The 25,337-nt window shown below is 58.6% G+C and carries 24 protein-coding genes and 3 pseudogenes; 10 read left to right on the top strand and 17 right to left on the bottom strand.

Going from position 1 to position 25,337, the window contains the following annotated elements:
- Nucleotides 1-21 precede the first annotated feature (21 nt).
- From ACZ415_RS03595 to ACZ415_RS03605, 3 genes are read right to left on the bottom strand one after another with little or no spacing between them, the layout of a single operon-like run.
- Complete coding sequence (locus ACZ415_RS03595; RefSeq protein WP_344703247.1) at nt 22-1,812, bottom strand: GmrSD restriction endonuclease domain-containing protein; 1,791 nt, start codon at nt 1,810-1,812, stop codon at nt 22-24.
- 11 nt (nt 1,813-1,823) lie between these two features.
- Nucleotides 1,824-2,144, bottom strand: a complete 321-nt coding sequence (locus tag ACZ415_RS03600; RefSeq protein WP_344703245.1) for a hypothetical protein — start codon at nt 2,142-2,144, stop codon at nt 1,824-1,826.
- Between the two features lies 1 nt (nt 2,145).
- Nucleotides 2,146-2,655, bottom strand: coding sequence for a hypothetical protein (locus ACZ415_RS03605; protein WP_344703243.1), 510 nt, complete (start codon nt 2,653-2,655; stop codon nt 2,146-2,148).
- 154 nt (nt 2,656-2,809) lie between these two features.
- Here ACZ415_RS03605 and ACZ415_RS03610 point away from each other — a divergent pair, with 154 nt between their 5' ends.
- The 4 genes and pseudogenes from ACZ415_RS03610 (at nt 2,810) to ACZ415_RS03625 (ending at nt 6,837) form a co-directional block, all read left to right on the top strand.
- On the top strand, nt 2,810-4,063 hold the full coding sequence (locus ACZ415_RS03610; RefSeq protein ID WP_344703241.1) for an IS256 family transposase: 1,254 nt from the start codon (nt 2,810-2,812) through the stop codon (nt 4,061-4,063).
- 213 nt (nt 4,064-4,276) lie between these two features.
- A pseudogene (locus ACZ415_RS03615) lies at nt 4,277-4,574 on the top strand (transposase family protein); the annotation flags it as partial.
- Between the two features lie 76 nt (nt 4,575-4,650).
- On the top strand, nt 4,651-5,907 hold the full coding sequence (locus ACZ415_RS03620) for an ISL3 family transposase (RefSeq protein WP_464387777.1): 1,257 nt from the start codon (nt 4,651-4,653) through the stop codon (nt 5,905-5,907).
- Between the two features lie 51 nt (nt 5,908-5,958).
- Nucleotides 5,959-6,837 (top strand): LysR family transcriptional regulator, encoded by an 879-nt coding sequence (locus ACZ415_RS03625; RefSeq protein ID WP_344702361.1) that lies wholly within the window; start codon nt 5,959-5,961, stop codon nt 6,835-6,837.
- Nucleotides 6,838-6,911: 74 nt separating this feature from the next.
- Here the strand turns inward: ACZ415_RS03625 and ACZ415_RS03630 are convergent.
- The 8 genes and pseudogenes from ACZ415_RS03630 to ACZ415_RS03665 form a co-directional block, all read right to left on the bottom strand.
- Nucleotides 6,912-7,013, bottom strand: a pseudogene (locus ACZ415_RS03630) (IS30 family transposase); the annotation flags it as partial.
- 43 nt (nt 7,014-7,056) lie between these two features.
- On the bottom strand, nt 7,057-8,565 hold the full coding sequence (gene gshA / locus ACZ415_RS03635; protein WP_344702359.1) for a glutamate--cysteine ligase: 1,509 nt from the start codon (nt 8,563-8,565) through the stop codon (nt 7,057-7,059).
- A 131-nt stretch (nt 8,566-8,696) separates the two neighbouring features.
- The gene (locus ACZ415_RS03640) at nt 8,697-8,960 is read right to left on the bottom strand and encodes a DMT family transporter (RefSeq protein ID WP_464387752.1); all 264 of its coding nucleotides are present in this window, start codon (nt 8,958-8,960) and stop codon (nt 8,697-8,699) included.
- A 24-nt stretch (nt 8,961-8,984) separates the two neighbouring features.
- Entirely contained in the window at nt 8,985-10,211 is a 1,227-nt protein-coding gene (locus tag ACZ415_RS03645) for an NAD(P)/FAD-dependent oxidoreductase (protein WP_344702357.1), read from the bottom strand.
- Between the two features lie 174 nt (nt 10,212-10,385).
- Complete coding sequence (locus ACZ415_RS03650; protein ID WP_344702355.1) at nt 10,386-11,312, bottom strand: bestrophin family protein; 927 nt, start codon at nt 11,310-11,312, stop codon at nt 10,386-10,388.
- Between the two features lie 63 nt (nt 11,313-11,375).
- Nucleotides 11,376-12,215 (bottom strand): S-formylglutathione hydrolase, encoded by an 840-nt coding sequence (gene fghA, locus ACZ415_RS03655; protein ID WP_344702353.1) that lies wholly within the window; start codon nt 12,213-12,215, stop codon nt 11,376-11,378.
- A 52-nt stretch (nt 12,216-12,267) separates the two neighbouring features.
- Nucleotides 12,268-13,386, bottom strand: coding sequence for an S-(hydroxymethyl)glutathione dehydrogenase/class III alcohol dehydrogenase (locus tag ACZ415_RS03660; RefSeq protein ID WP_344702363.1), 1,119 nt, complete (start codon nt 13,384-13,386; stop codon nt 12,268-12,270).
- 233 nt (nt 13,387-13,619) lie between these two features.
- Nucleotides 13,620-13,916 (bottom strand): hypothetical protein, encoded by a 297-nt coding sequence (locus ACZ415_RS03665; RefSeq protein WP_344702351.1) that lies wholly within the window; start codon nt 13,914-13,916, stop codon nt 13,620-13,622.
- 399 nt (nt 13,917-14,315) lie between these two features.
- Between ACZ415_RS03665 and ACZ415_RS03670 the strand changes: the two genes are divergently transcribed.
- The 3 genes and pseudogenes from ACZ415_RS03670 to ACZ415_RS03680 form a co-directional block, all read left to right on the top strand.
- Nucleotides 14,316-15,308, top strand: coding sequence for an IS30 family transposase (locus ACZ415_RS03670; protein ID WP_344702349.1), 993 nt, complete (start codon nt 14,316-14,318; stop codon nt 15,306-15,308).
- Complete coding sequence (locus tag ACZ415_RS03675; protein ID WP_464387753.1) at nt 15,205-16,521, top strand: ISL3 family transposase; 1,317 nt, start codon at nt 15,205-15,207, stop codon at nt 16,519-16,521. Before ACZ415_RS03670 ends, ACZ415_RS03675 begins: the two co-directional genes overlap by 104 nt.
- A gap of 15 nt (nt 16,522-16,536) precedes the next feature.
- A pseudogene (locus ACZ415_RS03680) lies at nt 16,537-17,095 on the top strand (IS5 family transposase); the annotation flags it as partial.
- 280 nt (nt 17,096-17,375) lie between these two features.
- Here ACZ415_RS03680 and ACZ415_RS03685 read toward each other — a convergent pair.
- The 6 genes from ACZ415_RS03685 to ACZ415_RS03710 form a co-directional block, all read right to left on the bottom strand.
- Nucleotides 17,376-18,575 (bottom strand): vWA domain-containing protein, encoded by a 1,200-nt coding sequence (locus ACZ415_RS03685; protein WP_344703137.1) that lies wholly within the window; start codon nt 18,573-18,575, stop codon nt 17,376-17,378.
- Nucleotides 18,568-18,861: a hypothetical protein gene (locus ACZ415_RS03690; RefSeq protein ID WP_344703135.1), complete on the bottom strand. Its 294-nt coding sequence runs from the start codon at nt 18,859-18,861 to the stop codon at nt 18,568-18,570. The genes ACZ415_RS03685 and ACZ415_RS03690 overlap by 8 nt, the downstream gene beginning before the upstream one ends.
- A gap of 17 nt (nt 18,862-18,878) precedes the next feature.
- Nucleotides 18,879-20,233, bottom strand: a protein-coding gene (locus tag ACZ415_RS03695) for an IS3 family transposase (RefSeq protein WP_344703123.1) whose coding sequence is annotated in 2 segments (ribosomal slippage) — nt 18,879-19,774 and nt 19,774-20,233 — 1,356 coding nt in all. Because the reading frame shifts where the segments join, the coding sequence is not laid out codon by codon here.
- Complete coding sequence (locus ACZ415_RS03700; RefSeq protein WP_344703239.1) at nt 20,220-21,206, bottom strand: ATP-binding protein; 987 nt, start codon at nt 21,204-21,206, stop codon at nt 20,220-20,222. Before ACZ415_RS03700 ends, ACZ415_RS03695 begins: the two co-directional genes overlap by 14 nt.
- Before the next feature lie 39 nt (nt 21,207-21,245).
- Complete coding sequence (locus ACZ415_RS03705; RefSeq protein WP_344703238.1) at nt 21,246-23,111, bottom strand: hypothetical protein; 1,866 nt, start codon at nt 23,109-23,111, stop codon at nt 21,246-21,248.
- A 165-nt stretch (nt 23,112-23,276) separates the two neighbouring features.
- A complete protein-coding gene (locus ACZ415_RS03710; RefSeq protein ID WP_344703236.1) occupies nt 23,277-24,458 on the bottom strand; it encodes a hypothetical protein in 1,182 nt (393 codons plus the stop codon).
- 118 nt (nt 24,459-24,576) lie between these two features.
- Here ACZ415_RS03710 and ACZ415_RS03715 point away from each other — a divergent pair, with 118 nt between their 5' ends.
- The 3 genes from ACZ415_RS03715 to ACZ415_RS03725 all read left to right on the top strand — a co-directional run bounded on the left by ACZ415_RS03715 (nt 24,577) and on the right by ACZ415_RS03725 (nt 25,318).
- Nucleotides 24,577-24,717 carry a hypothetical protein gene (locus tag ACZ415_RS03715; protein WP_344703234.1) on the top strand — a complete coding sequence of 47 codons (141 nt, stop codon included), beginning with the start codon at nt 24,577-24,579 and terminating at the stop codon, nt 24,715-24,717.
- A 61-nt stretch (nt 24,718-24,778) separates the two neighbouring features.
- Nucleotides 24,779-25,210, top strand: a complete 432-nt coding sequence (locus ACZ415_RS03720) for a helix-turn-helix transcriptional regulator (protein ID WP_344703232.1) — start codon at nt 24,779-24,781, stop codon at nt 25,208-25,210.
- A 6-nt stretch (nt 25,211-25,216) separates the two neighbouring features.
- Nucleotides 25,217-25,318 (top strand): hypothetical protein, encoded by a 102-nt coding sequence (locus ACZ415_RS03725; protein ID WP_464387754.1) that lies wholly within the window; start codon nt 25,217-25,219, stop codon nt 25,316-25,318.
- Nucleotides 25,319-25,337: the final 19 nt, after the last annotated feature.

Raw genomic sequence — 25,337 nt, forward strand, 5'->3', positions numbered from 1 at the left:
TGGATCGCCATCACCATTCGCTCACAGCGCCTCATAGTAATCACGGATCATTTTTGCCATCAGCTCCCGTCGTGCCTCCAGAAAATCCTGATAGTTATGTGCGGTAACATCATGAATAAAATCAGGAATTGCGTTGTCCCGGAGGTTTTCTTCCAGGTCCGCCTGAACGGTAATTTCGCCTATTTTCAGCCCACCCGAGTCAATTTGCTCGGCCACCCAAGCCATATATTCCTGTGGGGGATGATCCTTGATAGCGATATTGATGGGTGTTTCCGTGAGAGCCAGGTTGGCAATCTGGTTGTAATCTCCCTGCTTGGGAAAGCCGTTCTTGATCAAGTAGTTCTTCGGCACAATATGGTGCATATCACCGTGCCCCTCGATCATCTGAGCGACACTGACCGACTTGGACAAAAAGCCGCGCCCGCCGTTATTGACTCGTGCCGCAAGGTAAATCTGAAAAGCCGGGCTACGCTTGCTTGGCGATACCAGCTGCTGATGCAGTGCGACGTCCCAAAACCCGTCGCCCAACTCTGAGGATTCGATAACACGCAAATAGTCTGCTGCACCCTGTTCGCTGATACGGCGCAGGTCCATTTCCCAGGTGGACTCAAAACTGCCCACGGCACGGCCCGTCAACAGCGTCATCACGAACCAGCGCTTAACGATTTTCGCCCGTTCTCCCTCGTTCAGCTGATCATCATCGCGCAGGCGCAAATACAGTGCGTAGGCAAAGTTCAGCGCGTTTTTTGAGCCGATCATACTGGCATCGATAAAGCCTGCCGATTTGATCATCATCACAAAGCGCTCCAGGTGCGTCTTGCGTACCAGTTGATCCAGTGCGCTGGAAAACCGGGCATACGCATCAGGAATGCGGCTCTCATCGATCTTGCGGGTTTCCGGGTCAAGGCCGGATAGCTCACTGACAATCGCGCTCGCCTTGCCCCGACTGAAGCCTACCAGCCCGGCAATCCGGATAACGTCGGTATATTCGGGCTGAAAAAGCTCATCAGACTGATTCTTGAGCCACTGAATTTTGCCCAGATGCTCCGAATCGGCAAATTCCTTATCATTTTCACTGATGTCATCAAAGGCATGGCCGGAAACGCTGAGATGGCAAAAGTAGTCGATCAGTTTACGAAGATTGCGCCCTTCATCGCCGTAAGTGGCAATCTTGCTCATCACAAAGTCAGCGCTGGAAAGCGGCACCCCCTTGGCGTTAATGCGCACGAAGATCTCGGCCACGGTCTCCACGTCCAGGTCATCATTCAGGGAAATAACCCCAACCTGGGCATGTTCAATATTCGCTAGCTTGCCGACCGCCGCTTCAACCTGCCCCTCGTCTGCGTCAGGGTTTTTCTCGAAATAACGGCGCAAAAACGTGAGCTGGCTCGTGCCGGCAAAAATCTCGCTGATATCGTGGATCCACTGACTGCTGTTTCTGATCGCGGGCGTCAGCGTGGCAAATTCTTCGGTTAACGGATTGAAGGAGACGACAATACGCTTTTTCTGGTAGCGCTTTCCTACCACAGGCTGTCCGGCAATAGCGGCTCGCAAAGCGGTTACGCGCTGCTGACCATCGATCAAAATCTGCTGATGCGCGGCAACTTCACCCCCTTTCAGCTTGGCGCCCACTGACTGCCAGGTAATCAGATAACCAACCGGATAGCCTTTGTACAAAGAGTCCATCAGGTCACGCACCTGAGACGTCTTCCAAACAAAGGGGCGCTGTAGCTCCGGGATTGCAATTTTGTCACTGCGGACATCGGCCAGCACCTGGCTGACGGCGGTTTGCTTTACTTCGTACTTTGCCATTTCATCACTGCTTATTTTTGAAACTCTAACTCCACCGCCGACTCATCGCCGCAGTGGATGAAAAACCGCCCCTTGGCGGTACCTGAAGCCGTCAGCTCAAACCAGCCACGGCCGGATTTTATGTTGCCGTCATCGTTGCCCGACCAGGAAAAGTCAACGCGCCGGCCATCGTCTGACAGGCGGTAGTCCAGTTGGCCTTCGACGGCGCCAAACATGAAAAAACCCAGTCCGTCTTCGTCAAACTGAAAATGGCCGGATTGGATCAGGTCGACAAAGTCCTGATCCCATTCTTCCATCCAGGTGATGCGCCAGTAGCCGGTGAGGTTGCTCATTTTAGCTCCTTGCCTGGCTGACGACCTCAGCCAGTCGATTTTTGAATGCGTCCAGCGACGGCAGATCAATGCGCTCCCACTCGATGCCACCTAACTTGGCCAGTTCAGCCAGCTCATCGGCGGAGGTTTTGCCATTCAGCGCCTGGCTTAGTTGATTTTTCAGCGAATTAGGGCTTCTGTCGTTGCCCGATTCATCTTCCAGCCTAGCGCAGTGCTGATACGGCGACTGCGGCTTGAGCGCGCACAGCAGCCAGGCCTCGGATTTCGGCTTGGGAATCATAGCGACGCCATCGTCAAAGTTCTCCGCCGCAAAGCCTGCCATCATGGAATCGTATTTGGCCTGCCACTCTCCGCGCTCGGCGGATGATGTACCGTCAGCATCGCGAAACAGCACGGCAATCACACGGTCGTTGACGTCGTTAGCCAGTGCTACGGCACATCTTGCCAGTGCACGTGCGTTATAAAAGTAGTAGGCGGTTTCACCAGGTTTTTTCTTGCCGCGCAGGCGCATGGTCTTCCCAGCAGGCGTATGCTTGTGCCTGACTAGGTGTTGCTTGGCGGCAAAGAGATATAGTCAGATCTTGTGTATGGAAGGAAAAAGGGAAGGTGGCGTATCCTGTTGATTGATCACTACCACGATCTCAACCAACACGAGAGGATACGCCATGACGGATTCTACCCTTTCATCCGTGACGCCACCAAACACCGGTGCCAGCGACCCGTTGCATGAGTTGCTGCGCCAGGGAGCCCGGGACCTGATCGCCCGGGCCGTGGAGGCGGAGCTGAGCACGTTTTTGGCGCAGTATGCCGACAAGACACTGGAAGACGGCCGCCGCGCCGTCGTGCGTAATGGCTATCTGCCTGAGCGCACGGTGCAAACCGGCATTGGCGACGTCGAGGTCAAAAGCCCTCGGGTCCGTGATCGCAGCGGTGACGGGGCTACCTTCACCAGTGCGCTGTTGCCGCCTTATCTCAAGCGGGCACGCAGCATCGAGGAGCTGATCCCCTGGCTTTACCTGAAGGGGATCTCGACCGGCGATTACCAGGAGGCGCTGGCGGCCCTGTTGGGCGATAAAGCCAAGGGACTATCGGCCAATACGGTATCTCGGCTCAAGAAGCAGTGGGAAGACGAGTATCGCGATTGGCAGCAGCGGGATATGTCGGACCCGCGTTATGTCTACTGGTGGGCCGACGGTATCTACAGCAATGTGCGCATGGACGACCGCCTGTGTCTGCTGGTGGTCATCGGTGTCACCGAGCAGGGTCGCAAGGAGCTGGTGGTCGTCGAGGATGGGCGTCGGGAGTCGGAAGCCAGCTGGATCGAGCTGCTGACAGGGTTGCGTGAACGCGGGCTGACAACAGCCCCAAAGCTCGCTGTCGGCGACGGCGCCATGGGGTTTTGGGCCGCCCTGAGCAAGATCTACCCGGAGACGGACCAGCAGCGCTGTTGGGTTCACAAGACCGCCAACGTACTGAACAAGCTGCCCAAATCCGTGCAACCCAAGGTCAAGGCGGATCTCCGTGAGATATGGATGGCCGAAACGCGCGACGAGGCGCACAAGGCGTTTGACCGCACCGTAAAGCGCTTCGAGGCCAAATATCCGAGAGCCATGGAATGCCTGGCGAAGGATCGGGAGGAAATGCTGGCTTTTTACGCTTACCCGGCAGCGCACTGGGCGCATATCCGCACGACCAACCCGATTGAATCAACGTTCGCCACGGTCCGCTTGAGGAGCAAGCGCAGTCGAAGCTGTGGCTCCCGAGACACCACCCTGGCGATGGTATTCAAGTTGCTTCAAAGCGCTCAACAGCGCTGGAAGCGAATAGCCGGGTTCAACAAGCTGGAGCAGGTCGTCAATGACGTCAGGTTCCAGGATGGAGAACCCTTGACCGATCAGTCAGACAGGACGGCCGCCTGACCGGCCATACACAACTTTTGACAATAGCTCGGGTTTCCTGCAGCCCCCTGCCCTTTGATGATATACCCTTATGCAGTATTCAAAGCATAATATAAAGAAAACCAACGTATGACCATAGAAGCTTGTTATTGGACGGTTTCCTTCAGCAATTTAGGTTCTGCCTGAAAAGTCGCAGCTGTTATGCTGTCTCTGTGTATTGAGCAGGAGACCGTCATGGCAGGCCGTTATGAGCTTACCAATCAGCGCTGGCTAATGATCAAGGACATCGTTTCTCCACCGCAGGCGATGGGACGTCCACGCCGGGATGGTCGCCAGATGCGCAACGGTATTATACTGTGGAATCTCTGCTCGGGAGCACAGTGGCGTGATAACGGGACTTTCGACCGAATTTTGACTCGCTTACATCTCCGTCTGCGTGAAGATGGCTATATAGATCTCGACACATGGATGGTGGGTCCCACGTCCATCAGAGCGACTCAGCCAGCCAGCCAGCGGTGCCGGCAAAAAAGGGCTCTTCGTCGTTGGGTGTGGAATTCGCCCCCTGAGCTGGGCCAGGATATGACCTCCACATGGACAGGAGGTATGGCATGGACGGCACCCAGATTCTGACCCTCGGCTTGGGCCTGGAAGCACCTTGGGTTCTCAAGGACCAGCACCTGGATACCGCCGTCTCGCCCCACCGCCTGGACCTCTACGTCGAGGCCGAGCGGGGCAGCCTCTACCCCTGCCCTGAGTGCGGCAAGGCCTGCCCGGCCCATGACTTCGCCGACAAGACGTGGCGGCATCTGAACTTCTTCCAGCACCACTGTTACCTGCATGCGCGGGTGCCTCGCACCAAGTGCCCCGAGCATGGCGTCAAGCGCATCGAGGTGCCCTGGGCCCGCCCTGGCAGCGACTTCACCCTGCTGTTTGAGCAGGCGGCCATGTCGCTGGTCAAGGAGATGCCGGTGCTGGCCGTCTCCCGGCAACTGGAGATCTCGGACAAGCGCCTGTGGCGCATCGTGCACCACTACGTGGGGCGCATGCTGGGTGAGTTGGATCTGTCCAGCGTGGCCACTGTCGGCGTGGACGAAACGGCCTCCCGGCGCGGCCAGCGCTACGTCACGGTGTTCCTCGACATGCAGCGCAAGCAGGAGCCGGTGCTCTTCGCCGTCCCGGGCCATGGCAAGGCCGCCATCAAGGCCTTCAGCGCCTTCCTGGCGGCGCATGGCGGTGACCCGGACAACGTGGTCGAGGTGGTCTGCGACATGTCTCAGGCGTTCCTCAGCGGCGTGGCCGAGCACCTGCCCAACGCCGAAGTGACGGTCGACTGGTTCCACATCGTGCAGACCTTCACCAAGGCGCTGGACGAGGTCCGCAAGAAGGAACGCCGTGAGAAGGGGCATCCCAAAGCCCTCCGGTGGGCGGTCTTGAAGAACCTGGATAACGGCAATATGACGGCCAAGCAGGTCGCTGCCCTCCAGGAGCTGGTAGCCGATCAGGGGGCCACCGGCGATGCCTGGGTGATCAAGGAAAAGCTGCGCTGGATCCAGAAGGCGCCGACGCCGCGTGCCGCCCGGTGGCGCATCACGAACTACCTCAAGGTCATGCGGGAGGCCGTCACCGGCCAGGCACTGCTCAAGCCGATGGCGAAGGCCCTGACGACGCTGGAGCGACATGCCGAGCAGGTGGTGAGGCGCTGGATATCGGGACTGACCAACGCGCGGCTGGAAGGCATGAACGGACTCTTCCAGGCGGCCAAGTCACGCGCACGTGGTTACCGGAACGAGGCCAACTTCATCGCGATGATCTACCTGATCGGCAGCCCGGTGGGCCGCCTGCTGGATCAGGCCAAATCCACATGAAACGACGAAGAACCATATATTGACAATCACCATATCTGCAATGGAGTCGAGATGTCTATTTGGGAAGGGGTAAGCGAATTCGTGGCAGTCGCTGAGACAGATAGCTTTACCCAAGCATCCAAACGATTAGGTATCTCTACCGCTCAGGTCAGTCGACAGGTCAGCGCATTAGAAGCCAGGCTGTCAACCAAGTTGCTTTATCGAACAACTCGAAAAGTCTCCTTGACCGAAGAAGGGCAGATTTATTATCAGCACTGTCGACAGGTTCTCGACGGATTGGAAGAAGCCGAGCGAGCCATCACCAACCTGCAGCTTACGCCAAGAGGCAGGCTACGGATGACGGCCCCCGTAACATACGGCGAGAAGGTTATTGCTCCCCTGATCAACAACTTCGTGGTTCGCTATCCGGAGCTTGAGGTACAGCTTCACCTGACCAATCAAAAAATGGACTTGGTCGCCGAAGGGTACGATCTCGCGGTGCGTATGGGGGAGCTGGAAGATTCTAGCATGATGGCAAGGCGGCTATCCTCGAGAGCTCAGTACGTATGCGCCTCTCCGGAGTACCTTTCCAATCATGGTACTCCCCATTCCTTGTCGGAGCTGGAACAGCATAACTGTCTGCAGGGGAACCTGGATTACTGGCGTTTTAATGAGAGGGGAAAATCCAGAAAAACCAGCGTAAAGGGAAACATCACTTGCAATAGCGGCTGGACGCTCCTCGATGCTGCGCTAAAAGGCATCGGGATCGTTCAACTGCCAGATTACTATGTGAAACAGGCCTTGGATTCGGGGAAATTAATATCTCTACTGGAACATTACCAGGAAGACGATGAAGGCATTTGGGCAGTTTATCCTCATAACCGACATCTGTCACCGAAAGTACGCATGCTCTTGGACTACTTTAGTGAGTCGCTGAACCGAGGCTCATGATTATACAACTTTTCAACGCCTAGCAGATTCGCATGGTAGTCTCGAGTTACAACTGTAACCCTATTGAAGGGTTCCCGGACCTTACCGTTGCCGTACCGCAAACAGGCGATGAGCACTCTCTTGAGAGCGCCCCGGGGCATCATATAGATCACGTTATAGATAGCCTCATGGGATACTCGATGGGCCAGGTATTGCGCTTGATCATTGAGATCTCTGTTATTACACTGTCTCCAACCTGGCTTGTTCCGTTAATGAGTCAATTGCCAGCCGTCGATGATACCGATACTGATGAGAATCCAGGGGGGAGCTGCGCCATTGCTCTGTCAACCTTGCTGCCTGCATTAACATGGCACTATGATAATCTTTCCCTTGAAGCTGTTTCAACATTCGTGCCGAAGGCGTCAACTCGGGATGCCGCAGTAGGGCGCTGAAGTGAGTCACAGCCCGAACATGGCCCTGTCCGGCTTTATCAAGCAATTGGGCAATCTCAGTCAAGTTGGCGAATAGCCTGTTGCTCCATTCCAGGAGGCTGATCTCACCCGCGGTCGTTTCCAGCAGCAAACCCACGTTTCGGCCATTTTCGGCGACTCGGATTTGATTTTTTCGCAGTCTCTGTTGTTCTTCGGCCGTGATCGACGGGCTATCTTGCAGCAGGCAAAACAGCAGAAACGTATCTAGTAAGCGCACCTGAGTCTCATCTATGCCCAGCGGCAGAAAGGGATTGATGTCCAGGTTACGCACTTCAATGTATTCCACGCCCTGCGCAGCCATGGCCTGCAGCGGTGTTTCTTCGGCTCTAGTCACCCGCTTGGGGCGGATATCGCTGTAATACTCGTTCTCCAGCTGCAGAATATTGTCGTTCAACTGGCGGCATTCACCCTCCACCTCGACACCGATCCGGGAATAACGCGGATGCGGTGTATTAAGGGCCCAATCCAGATCCCGGCTGTACTCTGCCAGGCTATTGGTGCTGATATTAAGCGTGGCCTGAGCATCATTCTGGTACCCGAGCCCACTCATACGCAAAGAGGTAGCGTGGGGCAGATAAAGGGTATCCTTGCCCAATTTGGCCAGCCTATGCGGACGGCCAGCCATAAAAGATTGGCTGAGCGCGGGGGAGGCACCGAACAGGTAGAGTAGCAACCAGCCGTAGCGACGAAAGTTGCGTATCAGGGCAAAATACTGGGCCGAGCGGAACTCGACCAGCGAGTCCTGACTGCCCAGCAACCGCCGGTAGCCCTGCCAGAAGCTATCGGGCAGGGAAAAATTGTAATGGATGCCGGCAATACTTTGCATGATACGTCCATAACGGACATCCAGCCCCCGGCGATAAACATGCTTCATCCGACCCAAGCGGGAGCTGCCGTACTCGGCGATGGGAATGCTGTCGTTGCCCTGCAGGGCACAGGGCATGCTGGCGGGCCACAAGTACTCGCCGTCTAACTGACTGGCGGTGTAACGGTGCAACTTCTCCAGAAACCCCAGTGTCTCGTCAACCTGCTCACCGGCGGGGGTAATAAACTCCAACAGAGACTCGGAATAGTCGGTGGTGATATAAGGGTGAGTGAGCGCCGCTCCCAGAGCAGGCGGGTGAGCCGTCTTTGCCAGTACGCCACCTGCGGTGACCCGCAAGGCTTCTTTTTCGATGCCACGGCGAATATGGGCCAACTGCGGCAGTAGACCGCTGGCGGCAAGTTGGGCTAAGCGCGGGGTAAGGGGTGACGTCACAAGGTACCTCTATATCATGTAAATCAATCAGGCAAACAGGCCGGTATCGACCGTATTACCGGACCAGAAGCCCGGCAGGCGCTGGATATCACCCATCCCTGGTGAATCAGTGGCTGTATCCCTGAGACAGCTTAATTAATGCGATCCCGCCGACGATTAACACCATGCCGCCCCATACCGACCAATCCAGGTATTGTCGTACACAATGTAGACAGCAAGGTCACCGTCATGACTGCCAACCCCGCCCACAGGGCATGGGCAACACCGAGCGGCATCCCTTTCATGGCCTGCCCTAGACACAAGAAGTCGATCAAATGCCCCATGATGACCAGTACCGCAGGGACGGGCTTGTTGAAGCCGCGGCTGTCCTTTAACGCCACATGGGAAGCACACACCGTATCGGAAACAGCCAGCTCATCTTAGAGCCCTTTATAGTGGGGATTGAGGATGTCTTTAAGGCGTTTAAGCAGTATCAGTGCCGTGACCCTGCCCCAACCGAACAACACCTGCTGATGCAGCCGAAAAATGGCGTCGTAGAGAGTGCGGATCAACCGCCCTTTCAGTATCAACTTGTTATTAGCCAGGGCACCTACCGCATTGTTATGGCCAATGGCGATGACCATGCCGCCGTCATGGAACACGAAAGGTTGCAGTTTGCGACCCTTTAACCGTCGCTTGAACTGCGTGGCCAGATGGCATGCCGCCTGGTTTGCCGCCTGCGCCCTGGGCGGTACGAAAGAACCGTCCGGCTGAGGGCATTCGGCACTGTCACCGATAACGAAGATGTCCGGGTCCTGCCAGGTCTGCAGGGTGGCGGACACCTTCAACTGGTTGAGGTGATTGGTCTCCAGGCCATCCAGCTCAGTCAGCCAGTCGTCACCTTTAATCCCGGCGGCCCAGAACTGCAGATCCGAGCCAATACGTTCACCATTGGCAGTAAACAGGCAACCGGCCTCCGCCCGCTGAATGCGGGTTCTCACCCTCACATCAACGCCCTGGCGGATCAGTGCCCGACGGGCCTGCTCCGAAAGTCTGACCGGGCCTGCAGGCAGGATCCGTTGTGCCGCTTCAATGAGAATGATCTGTAAGTGCGCGGCTTGGCTGTAACGCCCCAGACGCTGGCTGACCTTGGCGAGCTCGGCAGCTAACTCAACCCCGGTGGCACCAGCGCCAACGATCACAACACGGCGAGGCTCATTAGCCCTGAGCAGTGGGTTGATGTGCTGCCAGGCTTGCTGAGCCTGGTGCGGTGAGTCCATAAACAGGCAATGTTCCGATACGCCTGGGGTGTTAAAGTCATTGCTGCTCGCTCCTACTGCCATCACCAGATAGTCGTAGTCAAGTTCAGTGGCCTGACCATCGATGCCGCGCAGGTGCAGGATCTTGCCGCTGCGGTCCAGCCCGGTCATGGAGGCCTGGACATAACGGTAGCCGCTGCAGACCGCATGTTGAAAATAGCTGACCGCATTCAGCTCATTATCGAAGGTGCCGGCAGCGATCTCATGGAGCCGGGGTTTCCAGTAATGGTGGGAGGACGGCTCTACCAGGATCACTTCATGGTCCCGACTGCCTTGCAACTGACTGCCCAGTCGGGTGACCAGCTCAAGACCGGCGGCCCCGCCGCCGACAACTACGATTTTTGACATTGTGACCCCCAATCAGCGAGCCTTTGGTCATTATCCGAAGGAAAAAAAGAGTTTCGGGACAGGTTCCCGAATGAATTGCTGATATCATATTGTCATTTCACCTGGCCATTAACAATCGGCTTAATATACAAATTACTTTTTACTGAGTGTAATAATCGGCAAGGTGATAGCCGTTTATTGCAGGCAGCCCCCCTGGGGAGTAATGGCAGGCGGAAGTTCGGTTTCTTCCAGGGCTCTTAGCAGGCTGATTTCAATGGCACGGGACATGGCCATCAGCGGAAGGTCGTTAGTGGATAAACCAAACGGCTCTTCCAGTTCTTCGCTCAGGGCATCCAGCCCGAAAAAGGCGTAGGCGATCACGGCGCAGACCAGCGGCGTGACCGCGCCCAGGGACGCCACCAGACCAAAAGGCAACATCAGGCAGTACAGATACGTAGTGCGGTGCACCAGCAGCATATAGGCGAATGGCAGCGGCGTATTCTGAATGCGCTCGCAGGCCGCTAACACGCTGGTCATGGACGTCAGCCGTTCATCGACGCTCTGGGCGAAGAAGTCCGACAGTAATTGCTCACGCCGGCAGTAACCAAGTTTTTCTCCCATCAGGCGCAGCAAAAATTCCGGTTTGTTGTCCGCCTCTGCCAGCGCCGCATAGTGCTCCGCATCGACGTAGCCGGCGATGTCATCCCAAGCATCGGTGCAGCGCAGCTTATGGCGCAATGCGTGCACGAAGGCGATGACCAGGAGCACGAAACGCCGCCGGGTCAGCAGGTTTACCTCCGATTCCAAATCCATAAAGGCGTTCATCTGGCGCGCCAGGCTTCGCGTATCCACCACCAGCTGTCCCCACTGCTGCCGCGCCTCCCACCAACGGTCGTAACTGGCGTTGTTGCGAAAGCCGAGAAACAGGGACAGGGCGATACCCAGAAGTGCGAACGGCGTGGTGACATAGGAGGGGAAAAAACCCGGCCGGTAATACTGTACAGCAGCGACCACGGCGCTGAGCAACGCGACGAACAGAATCTGCTTGTAAATCTTCTGAATGATGGAGCCGCGTAGGGTAAAGAACAGCCTGAAGGGGTTGGGTTTCGATCGGACAATCATCGCTTTCTCCTGGGGTGGGCAGCACCGTGGCGACGCGTTTGCCGCGGCGCCACGGCTTGGGCCTTACAGACCCAGGTGTCGGGCATGAAAACGCAGGTGCTGCTCGATAAAGCTGGCAATGAAATAGTAGCTGTGATCGTAGCCGTCGCGACCATGGAGCTCCAGGGGATAGTCATTGGCCCTGGCGGCCGCTTCCAGCATCTCCGGCTTGAGCTGCTCGACCAGGAAGTCGTCGGCTTCGCCTTGATCCACCAGGGCCGGCACCTTGGCATCGGTCTGGCGCATCAACAGGCTGGCGTCATAGCTTGCCCAGCTGTCGGTATTCTTGCCCAGGTAGGCCGAAAATGCCTTCTTGCCCCAAGGGCAATTGACCGGGTTGCTGATCGGACTGAAGGCCGACACCGAACGATAGCGTTCCGGGTTGCGCAGGGCGATCACCAGGGCACCGTGGCCACCCATGGAATGACCGGCTATGGCGCGCTTGTCGCTGACCGGGAACATGGCCTCGATCAACTGGGGCAGCTCATTCAGCACATAGTCATACATGCGGTAATGGCGATTCCAGGGCGCTTGGCTTGCGTTGACATAGAAGCCCGCGCCCTTGCCCAGATCATAGCCGTCATCATCGGCCACCTCATCGCCGCGGGGGCTGGTGTCCGGCGCGATAATGGCCATGCCCAGTTCGGCAGCGATGCGCTGGGCACCGCCTTTCTGCATAAAGTTTTCATCGGTGCAGGTCAGGCCAGACAGCCAGTACAGTGCCGGCACCTTGCCACCGCTTGAGGTCTGCGGAGGCAGGTAGATGGCAAAACGCATGGAGCAATTCAGGGTTTCTGAATAATGGCTGTACTGTTTATGCCAGCCATCGAAGCTCTTGTTGCAGCTCAGATTTTCAATGGTCATAAGGTACCCTTAAAAAAAGCGGGTCGCCTGCGGGGGCAGGCGACCGCCTGGCTTACTGGTCGAAATGAATGACGGTACGGATGCTCTTGCCTTCATGCATGAGTTCGAAGGCATCGTTGATCTTCTCCAGCCCCATGGTGTGGGTGATGAAGTCATCTAGCTTGAACTCGCCCTGCATGTAACGCTCGACATATCCCGGCAACTCAGAGCGCCCCTTGACGCCGCCAAAGGCAGAGCCTTTCCAGACCCGACCGGTGACCAGCTGGAACGGACGGGTGGAGATTTCCTGACCGGCGCCGGCCACGCCGATAACGACAGACTCGCCCCAGCCTTTATGGCAGCACTCCAGAGCGGAGCGCATCACGTTGACGTTGCCGATACACTCGAAAGAGTAATCCACACCGCCGTCGGTCAACTCGACGATCACGTCCTGGATCGGCTTGTTGTAGTCTTTCGGGTTGATGCAGTCGGTGGCACCCAGCTTGCGGGCCAGCTCGAATTTGCTCTCATTGATGTCGATGGCAATGATGCGGCCGGCCTTGGCCATGGTGGCGCCGATAATAGCCGACAGGCCGATGCCGCCCAGCCCGAAGATGGCCACGGTCGCGCCCTCTTCCACCTTGGCGGTGTTCATCACCGCCCCCATGCCGGTGGTCACGCCGCAGCCGAGCAGGCACACTTCCTCCAGCGGGGCTTCCTTGTTGACCTTGGCCAGGGAGATCTCCGGCAGCACCGTGTATTCGGAGAAGGTGGAGCAGCCCATGTAGTGGTAGATGGGCTGGCCGTCCTTGTAGAACCGGGTGGTGCCATCGGGCATCAGACCCTGGCCCTGGGTCTCGCGGATCTTCTGGCACAGGTTGGTCTTGCCGGATTTACAGAACTTGCACTCGCCGCATTCCGGGGTATACAGGGGAATCACGTGATCCCCCACCTGAACGCTGGACACGCCTTCGCCTACCGCTTCAACGATACCACCGCCTTCGTGGCCGAGGATCGCCGGGAAGATGCCTTCGGGGTCCTCGCCGGAGAGGGTGAAGGCATCGGTGTGGCAGACACCGGAGGTCACCACGCGCACCAGCACTTCGCCGGCCTTGGGTGGCATCACATCCACTTCCTCGATGGACAGCGGCTGGTTCGGCCCCCAGGCGACGGCGGCTTTGGATTTGATCATCTGAGTCATCAGGCTCTCCTGTGGTTACAGTGCGGCGGCAAGATGGCCTTGCCTTCTCGCTAGCGGCGATTATATTTGTCTCCGGATGAATGATAATAACCCGTAACGACAAATCACTTTTACGGTATAGAAAAAGTTTTTTGATTTCATTCCGAGGGATAAAAATGCTGAGTCCTGGCGTGGTTAATCATTACCAGACGCTCATCGCTCTATTTCCATCCCAAGAATAATGATTATCGCTCGGTGGCTTCGCGGGCCAGTTGCATGGCATTCTCACTCACGGCGATATGGCTCGGCGACTGGTGGTAGGCGCGAAGCTTGAGCCGGACCTCGGCCATGGCGGCACTGTCGCCTGCGGTGTCGAAGTCTCGAGCCACGACCTGACGGTCGTAATCGCCGTCGACCTGTCGGGTGAGGGCCGACAGCGGCTCCTGGTTGAGCCGCAGGGCTCGATCGGTGGCTGGATCAGCCTGGGCGGACAAAGGCAGAGCGGCGAGCAGCAGACTGGCAGCGATTGACTTGGTTTTCATGGAAGTTTCCTCTTGTTACTTGAAAATGGGTCTTGGCTTTTAATGGGAAGCTAGCGAATCTCAGCGATAACCCCTGCCTTGATTCGATGTGAGCATTCTATTTTTTTCACAAATCGAGATAAACATGGCAATTATAAAATGATCATTTCACTACAGTAATAATACGGCTCTTCGTCGTTGGGTGTGGAATTCGCCCCCTGAGCTGGGCCAGGATATGACCTCCACATGGACAGGAGGTATGGCATGGACGGCACCCAGATTCTGACCCTCGGCTTGGGCCTGGAAGCACCTTGGGTTCCTGGATTCATAGAATAACCGCAGCACTTTGGACCACGAGGTAGAGGCGGGAGGGGCAGCGCCGGTACCCTTCTCGGCTCACCTACCAAAGTGAAGCAGAGCATGGGATACCGACAGCTGACCCAGACCCAACGATACCAGATCTATGCCCGTCATGACTTGGGCATGAGCCGACGTCAGATCGCCAGAGAGCTTGGCATCCACAACAGCACGGTCAGCCGGGAGCTGCGCCGCAACGCTACCGACAGCGGTTACGAGCCTGAGCAGGCGCAGGCCTGCAGTGATCATCGGCGACGCACTGCCTGGAAGAGGACAAAGCGCTTGCCCAGCATGATTGCCGCTGTCGTCGACCGGCTGCGAGAGGAGTGGAGCCCAGAGCAGATAAGCGGTTTCATGGGGCCCTTGTCTGGCGGCGGCGTCAGTCACCAGTGGATCTATTCCTTAATCTGGGATGACAAGGCCTGCGGTGGCGATCTCTGGAAGCACCTCCGCCAGCCCAAACGGTGCAGCAAGCATCGGGATCAAGCCAAGAGCGCAGGACTCGGCAAGATTCCCAACCGCGTGGGCATCGAGCATCGCGCGGCTGAGATCGATGAAAGGCGCTTCATTGGCCACTGGGAGGGTGACACCGTGGTCCAGGGGCACAAGCAGTCGGGCTTGGTCACGCTGGTCGAGCGCCGTAGCGGCTATCTGCTGGCGGCACGGTTGCCGAGGCTTTCGGCGGAGCTGACGCAAAAGGCCATGATTCGGCTGCTAAAACCTCGCCGCGGTGCTGTCCAGACCATCACCCTGGACAACGGCTCGGAATTCGCTGATCACGAGACCGTGGCCCAGGCGGTAACGGCAGCGACGTACTTCTGCGATCCCTACTGCTCCGGGCAGCGTGGGACCAATGAGAACACCAATGGCTTGATACGACAGTACTTCCCCAAGGGAACGGACTTTCGACAGGTCACCGATGCCAAGCTGCGCAAGGTGGTCGAGAAGCTGAATGACCGACCCCGAAAGCGTCTCGGCTATCGCACACCGGCACAGGTGTTCCTGGGGGAATATTCAGGAGCCCTGGATACCGCAGGTGCTGCGCTTGTTGCTTGAATTCAGGGTTCTCAAGGACCAGCACCTGGATACCGCCGTCTCGCCCCACCGCCTGGACCTCTACGTCGAGGCCGAGCGGGGCAGCCTCTACCCCTGCCCTGAGTGCGGCAAGGCCTGCCCGGCCCATGACTTCGCCGACAAGACGTGGCGGCATCTGAACTTCTTCCAGCACCACTGTTACCTGCATGCGCGGGTGCCTCGCACCAAGTGCCCCGAGCATGGCGTCAAGCGCATCGAGGTGCCCTGGGCCCGCCCTGGCAGCGACTTCACCCTGCTGTTTGAGCAGGCGGCCATGTCGCTGGTCAAGGAGATGCCGGTGCTGGCCGTCTCCCGGCAACTGGAGATCTCGGACAAGCGCCTGTGGCGCATCGTGCACCACTACGTGGGGCGCATGCTGGGTGAGTTGGATCTGTCCAGCGTGGCCACTGTCGGCGTGGACGAAACGGCCTCCCGGCGCGGCCAGCGCTACGTCACGGTGTTCCTCGACATGCAGCGCAAGCAGGAGCCGGTGCTCTTCGCCGTCCCGGGCCATGGCAAGGCCGCCATCAAGGCCTTCAGCGCCTTCCTGGCGGCGCATGGCGGTGACCCGGACAACGTGGTCGAGGTGGTCTGCGACATGTCTCAGGCGTTCCTCAGCGGCGTGGCCGAGCACCTGCCCAACGCCGAAGTGACGGTCGACTGGTTCCACATCGTGCAGACCTTCACCAAGGCGCTGGACGAGGTCCGCAAGAAGGAACGCCGTGAGAAGGGGCATCCCAAAGCCCTCCGGTGGGCGGTCTTGAAGAACCTGGATAACGGCAATATGACGGCCAAGCAGGTCGCTGCCCTCCAGGAGCTGGTAGCCGATCAGGGGGCCACCGGCGATGCCTGGGTGATCAAGGAAAAGCTGCGCTGGATCCAGAAGGCGCCGACGCCGCGTGCCGCCCGGTGGCGCATCACGAACTACCTCAAGGTCATGCGGGAGGCCGTCACCGGCCAGGCACTGCTCAAGCCGATGGCGAAGGCCCTGACGACGCTGGAGCGACATGCCGAGCAGGTGGTGAGGCGCTGGATATCGGGACTGACCAACGCGCGGCTGGAAGGCATGAACGGACTCTTCCAGGCGGCCAAGTCACGCGCACGTGGTTACCGGAACGAGGCCAACTTCATCGCGATGATCTACCTGATCGGCAGCCCGGTGGGCCGCCTGCTGGATCAGGCCAAATCCACATGAAACGACGAAGAACCCAAAAAAGGGGGATCCATAGAGCCAGTGGATCATGCGCTCGGCCGCAGTCGCGGTGGGTTGACCACAAAGATACATCAGTTGTGCGATAGTCGGGGCTTTCCACTTGCCTTTTCTTGTCAGCAAGTCAACGCGCCGATTCGGCCTACATGACGGAGCTATTGGAGAAGGTCCGGTTGCCGGGTCGTTTGGCCGCCCTCGCAAACGTAGCCGTTATATCGTGGCGGACAAGGGATACGACAGCGATGCGTTGCGCCATTGCTGCACGCGATATGGCATGCGCCCGATCATCCCGCAGCGTCATATTCACCGACGCCCGCGCCCCAGCCTACCGCATCAGTTTGATCGGCCGAAATATCGCTAGCGTAACGTGGTGGAGCGTCTGTTTGGCTGGCTGAAGGAAAAGCGTCGGCTAAATACGCGTTATGACAAGCTGGCCAGCAGCTTCAAGGCCATGGTGACGCTGGCGTGTATCGAACGATGCATGAGAGCCGACTTTTCAGACAGTATCCAAGCACCATTCGATCATACAAGCCCTACATTGCGTGCCGTTGGCATATAGCCTTCCAGCGTGTCGAGTCAAGCAAGCTGATTAGCCTTTATAGTGTAGGTCTCGACAATGCGCCCTGAAGAAATTCCAACTTGGCATCAGGGTAAGCGTCAAAAATATATAAGGTTATATCAGTAAGGATGATCCTGCCCCAACAATATAGCATCGTGAAGCCTGTGGTGATTGGGATAGCCACGCTGGAGCCTGTCGTAAACAACCACGCGGGGGCACTGCATGATATCGTGTTGCAGATAATCCATCTCAGGCACTCACAGGTCAGCATACCGGCATATCAATCAACGTGAGATTCAACGAGGACTGCCATATCGCCCCATGCTGTAGGCTTTTGCCCTTTTGGGGTCAAGCACCATAGTACCGGATAGCCAGGATCACTTTTCAGCGCGTCTATATGGCCGTCGGTAAAGGCTACCAGCACGTCCGGCGGCGTGGTTTCCAGCACGGTAAACACCGGGCGGATATCGCTGCCGCCGCCGCCGTGGCATTCCCACTGGTGCAGACGGTACAGCTCGCTTTCATCCAGCGTGGTGCGCCGGGCGACTTGCGCATCAAACTCCAGCACGTCGAGCCGTACCCGGTCGCACGCGCCTAAAATCCCTGCGAGCTCGCTTAAAAAGTGCGGCAAATCCCGCTGGCAGCTGCCGCTGGTGTCCAGCGCTACCGCCAGCGAGAGCGTTTGGCTACGCAGGCTGGGCAGGTACAGGCCCTGGTACACATGGCGGCGCGAGGGTGGCAACCACCGGCGGCTGCCACCGAGCGTATTTTGTATAAACGCGGCCAGTACCTGCTGCCAGGGCACCTCCGGCCGGCGCAGGCCCTCCACCAGGGTACGAATATGGGCCGGCAGGCTGCCCTTGCCGTCCTGGCGCTCCGTCTGTTGCGCCGTCGCTATCAGCCGCTGCTGCCAGCGCCGGGCGTTGTCGGCACTCACCGGGCGCGGGGTGAAATCGGGGTCGTTGACCTCGCCCGTGCCGCTCAGCGCGCCGATCAGGTCGTGTACGTCCAGCGTTTGACCGCGGGGCGGCCGCGAGCTTGTGCTCAGCCGCGCATAGATCTGCTCGGCGGATTGGCCAGTAAAGTCGGCGTGATACAGCGCATCGTCCGGGCAGTGGCCCAGCAGGCCCTTGAGCAGCGCGTTGATTTCGTAGTCGCAGGCGTGGTTCCAGCGCTCGGGCTCGCGGCCAAGCTCGCGGCGGTGATGCCCCAGCGCGCAGTGCCACACTTCATGGGCAAGAATAAAGCGCCGGTCGGCGTCACTGCGCGAGGCCATAAATTCGGCGTTAACGAATACCGCCTCGCCGTCGGTGCCCGCGGTGGGTAGGCGGTCGTCGACCACCGCTATCAGGTTCAGCTGCATCATCAGCCGCGCGGTAAACGGCTGGCGCGTCATCAGCCAGGCGCGATCCTCTTCGCAGGTCTGCTGCACGCGGCGCTTTAGCTGCTGCTCACCGGCGTTGGGCGCGCGCTTAGCCATTCAGCCAGTCCTTTTGTGCCTGTGCCTGTGCCTCTTGATGCTCGGGCAACGTGACGTCAGAGCCGGCTGCCCCCATCTGGGCACTGAAGTGCTGATAGAACACCTCGCCGTGCTGCTCGCTCCAGGCGGTAAAGTCCGGGTGGCTCAAAAGCGCCAGCGTTCGCCGCTGGGTGGCGGCTTCGTCCGGCCCCTGCAGCGCATCCAGCAGGCAGAGCGTGGCAAAATCGGCGGTGAGTTCACGGCTGATGGCAAAAAAGCGCCCCAGCCGCTTTTGAACTGACCCCATAAAGTTGGACGGTTCATTTAGCTGGCATCCAAGGCCTGAGTCCTGTACTGCACAGGGCTCAGGCCTTTTAGCGTCAACTTAATGCGTTCGTGATTATAGTAGTGGATGTAGTGATCGAGTCCTCGCTGCAGTTGCTCAAGCGTCTCGAACCGATTCAGATAAAAGTACTCGGCCTTGAGGGTGCCAAAAAAGCTCTCCATCGCTGCATTGTCCAGGCAGTTGCCTTTACGTGACATGCTTTGAATCAGGGTTCGCTCCTTCAGCAAGCGCCGGTAAGCCGGGTGCTGATAATGCCAGCCTTGATCGGAGTGCAGCTGCGGCTTGTCCGCTGGCTCCAACCGAGTCAACGCCTTGTGCATCATATCGATCACCAGGGAGAGCACTGGGCGCTTGCCGGTCTGGTAGGCCACGATTTCGCCGTTATAGAGATCCATGACCGGCGATAGATAGAGCTTCTGGCCGTTGACGCTGAACTCCGTGATATCGGTGACCCACTTCTGGTTCGGACGTTGTGCCTGGAACTGACGATCGAGCAGATTGGGCGCGATTCGTCCTACGCTTCCTCGATAGGATCGGTATCGTTTTCGGCGTACCAGTGACCTCAGGCCCAGACTCTTCATCAGTCGCTGCACGGTCTTGTGGTTGACTGTCTCGCCCGCCTGTTTCAAGGCCGCGGTGATGCGACGGTAACCGTAACGCCCCCGATGGTGATCGTAGATTTGGCGTATACGCGTTTTCAGAGCCGCGTCTTTGTCACCGGTGCTCCGGGCCTTGCGTTGATAGTAAAACGTGCTGCGAGAGAGACCGGCCGCTCGCAGCAGCAAGGCGAGGGGGTGCTCATGCCTTAATCCCTGGACGACTTGCGCTTTTTGCCTCGCGCCACGTCCTGCTCTGCCTGGATCAAGGCATCGAGCTTTTTTAGATAGGCGTTCTCGGCACGCAGGTAGGCGAGTTCTTTCAGCAACGCCTCTTGAGAGCGCTCTTTATCAGGTAGGGGCGGTGAAGGAGGCTTCTTTGACATCGGGCGGCGTCCTTTGCGCTGAGGTTCCAGGGCAGTCAGACCCCCACTATGGTACTGACGCTCCCATCTGCCAATAGCGCTGCGCTCGCGGATATCGAACAGGGCCGCAGCCTGGCGTTGTGACAAGCCATCCCGCCACATTCGCTCAAGCACCTCCCGCTTGAAGGCCGCACTGTGGTGACTGTACTTCTTGCGCAGGCCCGACACGCCATGCTGTCGATAGGTTGCCAGCCATTGCCGGATGGTGGACACATCCACGCCATACTGGCGAGCCACTTCCCCCTGGCTGATGTCGTCGCGTAAACACTGCCGAATAACCCGCAGCTTGAAGCTCTCGTCATATTTCGCCATCAAAAACACCCCGAAGGTTGGATGATGTCCAACTTTCGGGGTGCAGTTCATTTTGCGTCGCGGCACTTTCCGTTACCACGTCATTCACATCCTGCCATAGCGCATGGGCCAGCCCCGCGCAGAAGGCATAGCGCTGGTCGGCGCGCTCGGGAATGATGATGGGTGCCTGGCCGGCAAGCATCGCGGGAATATCCGGCAGCTTTTGCGCCCACTGGCGAAACGCCAGAAACTCGGTGCCCGCCCCCTCACCGACCAGCCCATGAACGGTAAGCGCCTGCACCTCGTCGGGCAGCTGCGAGCCGTAAGTCAGCGACTGGGCCACCCGCGCCCAGCTGCGCGGGCTGGGCCAGCCCTGTTCGACCGCGCCTTCCATGTCGAAAAAACACTCGGGGCGAAAGCGCAAAAAGGCGATCACATCCGGGTGCAGCCCCTGGCCGCGCGCCCAGCGCGTCCAGACGTCCAGATCCGGTGCCAGGTTAAGGTGGCAAAAGCGGTTGGCCAGCGCGCTGGAGAACGTCTGCGCCACGGCGCGGTCGGCTTGACGGTTGCCTGCCGCAACGACCAGCCACCCCGGCGGCAGGCGGTACAGATCTCCCAACCGACGATCCAAAATCAGCTCGTAGGCGGCCACCTGCAGGCTGCGATCGGCGGCGGTCAGCTCGTCAAACAGCAGTATCCCGCGGCTCTCGGGATCCCGGGGCCATTCGCCGGCCAGCAGCCAATCCACCACGCCGCGTTCGCGGTCCGGCACCGGCAGGCCGCGCAGATCCACCGGCTCACGCTGGGCCAGGCGGATATCGATAAAGCCGACGCCTTCGCGCTCGGCGACCTCACGCACAATCGCGCTCTTGCCCACCCCGGGCGCGCCCCAGAGCATCACCGGCGGAAGGTCGGCGGCAAGCTCGGAATGTTCGTGAAGCTGGCGCAGCTGGTGAGTCAACAGCGTCTGGGCGTTATCCGGCGTGGCGTACATGGGCAGTTCTCCTGACAGGTATGGCAGTTAGCGCTTGGCTCAAGCGTGGGCGGCGTGGGCAGCGTGTTCAGCAGGCGGCGGCATCAGCGCCAGCTGCACCAGCGTCTGGCGGACTCCCTGAATCCGTTTGACCGTCTCCGGATTCACCCGCCGAGAGAAGAAAAGGGGCAGCACCAGCTCCCCATCGTCTGCCGTCAGGTAGCGCTGTAGCCATTCATCCGGCTGGCGGGAAAGCGTCATCAGCAGCGCACGGGTCTGCCCCGGTGCCAGGCGCAGCAGCTGCCCGGCGCGATGGGCCAAATCCTCACCTGTGGTCATTTCCAGCGTCGCGCAGAGCACGGCCTGACGCTGGGCCGCGCTGATATCCGGCACGTTCAGCAGCCGCGGCAGGTAGCCGGCGATGCCTTCATGCTCACGCTTCAGTTCGACACCCGGCCAAGTGTCCTTGCCGTATAGCTTTGTCAGTATCTCAAGCGCCAGCCCGGCAATCGCCGGTCGCGCCGATTCAGCGGTGGCCAAGCGCAGCACCTGCACCAGTTTCTCCTGATCCAGATACCCCTTTTTGGCATACACCGCTTTGCGCAGGGTGACGCCGTAGCGGCGGGCATCTTCACTGTGGGGTACGCATAGCGCCCACAGCTGCAAATCATCGCGCAGGCCTTCATCCTGCCGGTCGTCGGGGAGTTTCCAGTGCCAACGGGCATCGGCGTGCTGGTAATGCGCTAATGACAGCGCCGGTTGGCGACGCTTGCGCGAGCTGCGGCACTGGCGGGCGCTCAGGGTGCGGCGGCACTCCCAAAGGCGCGCCGGGTCAACGCCCTTTTCGGCCAGGCGACGCAGCGAGGTCAAGCTGTGAAATACCGCGTGGGGCGTTTCGCTGCGGGCCATGACTTCCAGAAGCCCCTCCAGCAGATCATCTTCGCCGCCTTCCACGCGTGTCAGAGTTTGGCTTAGCGTGGCCTCATCGATGACAAAGCGCGCGCGGTCCAGCAGCGGCGCCGGCACGCTGCCATAGCAGCCCACCTCCTGATCATCCGGCAGCACGACATCTTCAAGGTCACGACAGTGGTACAGCGACAGTCGGTCCGCCTGCTCAAGCGTCAAGCGCTCCAGCGCCGGCGCATGCAGCTGCACACCGCCCCAGCAGCCGGTAAGCGCAAGCGCCGGCGTGTTGCCATGTAGCACCAGCCGGCCGCCGGCACTTTCCTGTTCGTCTTCTGCCGCTTGCGCCGGCTCGGCGGGAACCGCCTCAGCTTGTGCCAGCACTCCGGCGCGTCGCACCTCTACCGTACCGTGGCCATTCAGCACCAGCGCTTCCAGCCGGGTAGCATTGTCCAGCCGCACCCGGGGCGAGCCTTTCACCGTGCACTGCGTCACTCGCTCGGCATTGGCAATCAACCATTCCGTTTGACTCAATAACGCCAGCTCACCGGGCAGCACGGCCGGGTTCATAACGACGGCCAAGTCACCTTCAGCCTCCGCGCCTGGCGTCAGATCATCAGGCAACGCGTCCTGCCCAAGCAGCCGCGCACCGCGCCAAACGCCAGTGTCTTTGCCGGCACGCACGCTGAACGTGCCCGCCTGCCAATCGGCGTCAATCTCGGTCACGGCGCCGTGAATCACAAGCGTTGGCGGCAGCGTTAACGCAAACAGATGCACTACAGCGCCTTCACTTCCCGCCGGCAGGTATAGGTGGCGCAGTACCGGAAGCTCGCTGAGCTGCAGGTGCAGGCAGACATCCGCACGGCAGCCGCTGAGGTCAATCGCTTCCAGCTGCCGGTCGCCGTGTATGTCCAGCGCCCGCAGATGCGGATTATCAAGCGTCAATCGTCGCCCGCCATCGGCATTGCCGACCGCGCCAACCAGTGCTGCCCCGCCGCTGCTGTCCAGAGTCAGTGTCTCCATGCTGTCTCTCCCTGTGCTGATACCCTTTCCGCTTGGCCTGTCTCACGCGCTTACCTTGCCAGTGTATCGAACGCATGCGACATAATGCGTCGCATAGGGATGGCACGACTCGTAGCTTCCTCCTGTGTCACCCATCACACACGCCAGGCGATACGCACCGCCCCGCTAGTCGCTACTCTCCATTCGTTCGGTCAATTTGCGGAACTCTTCGCGAATGTCGGCGTTTTTAAATTCGGCGGCGTCAGGCACCTGAAGGTTGGATAGAGTTTCAAAGGTATTAATGCCATCACGAATCAGCGTGGCAACGCTGGCGCTTAGCGCCACGGTGCGATAGGTATTGGCAGCGACATCTTCCTCACGGCGGCTAACGGCAAGAGCCTTGCTAACTTTTTGCCGCTGGCTATTCACAATCCGTTTGTATAGCGCAATGGCGCGTTTAGTCAGCCGGTTGGCGTCAATGTTTTGCTGTAGCGTCGTTTTATTTCCCTGCCGCATCAGGCGCTGCGATTCAGCAATCAGCGTATCGGCTTCTTTCTCGAAAGCTGCAAGCTTGGGCAATACCTCATCGTCAATTTTGGCAATAAAGCTTTCCTGCATATGGACCACCAGCTTGTGCAGTATCACCAGCATTCCATAGTAGCGTTTGGCAAACTCCAGGTTTTCGCCGTTTGCCTGAGTTAACTCTTCGAGCCGCAGTGTCACCTCGCGTACGCTGTCAAAGACTACGCCCATGGAGATAACATCCTCCCCGATAGCCGAGCTCAGCCACAACTCCAGCTGATCCGGCGGCATCGGCATACCCAGATCGCCCAGCGCCCGTGACATGGCACGGCGCATATCCAAAAGCTCCCGACGATAGGCTTCAAGATTTTCCTCACGAGCCTCAATCAGCAGGTCATAGTCGCCACGAGTTGTGGCAGTAAAGCCTTTCAAGGTGTCAGTGGGCGTATATTTAGTCAGCATGCCAGCATCGGTATCAGACGCCAGCATGCGCTTTTGGCGCAGTTCAGCAAGCGTGGTATTTTCCTTGCGAATGCTGTCTTCCACCTCTCGGTAGTGCTCACGCATTTCCGCTAGCCCCGGCACATCGAGCACACCAATCGCGTCTTCCACCAGCTTGGTAATGTCACTTTCAGCGCTGGCCTTATCACGCTTAATCCAGTGGCTATCGGGCAACGTCTGCAGCTCATCAAAGTAACCGGCGGCTTTGCCCAGCAGATCAAACGCTTTTGACTGGTCAATGTCGGTATCAACCGGCTCTACATTGCTTGCCGCTAATGCTGGCAGCGGCAGTGCTAACATGCCTGCAAGCCAGACGGCCCTTACGGTGTGATTCAGTTTTTTCATGTTCGATCCCTCACGCATCGCCCCTATGAGCACCTTTTACTAATATCTTATAGTCGCCGCTTTTAACGCCGCACGCTAGACTGGTCAGCGTTTATGACTCGCCCGCCAAGGTGCCTTCATGTCTGAAATGCGCGATACGCTGTTCCGCTATTTAACCCTGCTGCAGCTGATCCCTCGCTACCCGGGCCGCGCATCGACGCCGGTACTGAAGGAGAAACTGGCCGAGCGCGTCTTTCAGATCGACACCCGCTCGCTATAGCGCGACTCCCAACGGCAAGGCGCTGATACCCGCTGAGCTCAACGCCGAAACCTGGCAGACCGTGACTGAAGCACTGCTGGAGCAAAAAGCGATTGATGTGACATACCTGTCGCGCAGTAGCGCAACGCAAAAACTGCTGACGCTTCATCCTCAAGGGCTGGTCAGCCGCCATAGCGTGACCTACATGCTGGCCACGGTGCACGACTACGCCGATATTCGTCAGTTTGCTCTGCACCGCATCAAGCAAGCAGCGCTCAGTTCAGCGCCATGGCGCGCACAGGAAGCCTTTGATATTGATGCGTATATTCAAGGTAGCGCCTTTGGCTATCGGCAGGGTCAGCAAGACGTAATGCTAAGCGCGGATATTGCCCGGCCGGGCGCTTGGCTTTTGCAGGAAACGCCCCTATCTGAAGAGCAAAGTATCGAGCCACTTCCCGATACCGATTGGCTGCGGCTAACCGCCCGCGTACCCGACGATCAGCAAACCCTGTAGTGGTTGATGGGCATGGGAGCCAACGTCAAGGTGCTCGAACCGGCCGCCTGGCGCAATGAGCTAAAAGCCACCGCCGAGCGCGTGCTGGCGCAGTATGCTGATTGCTGAGCCACCCATCATGCCCGTG

The sequence above is a fragment of the Halomonas cibimaris genome (assembly GCF_055379665.1).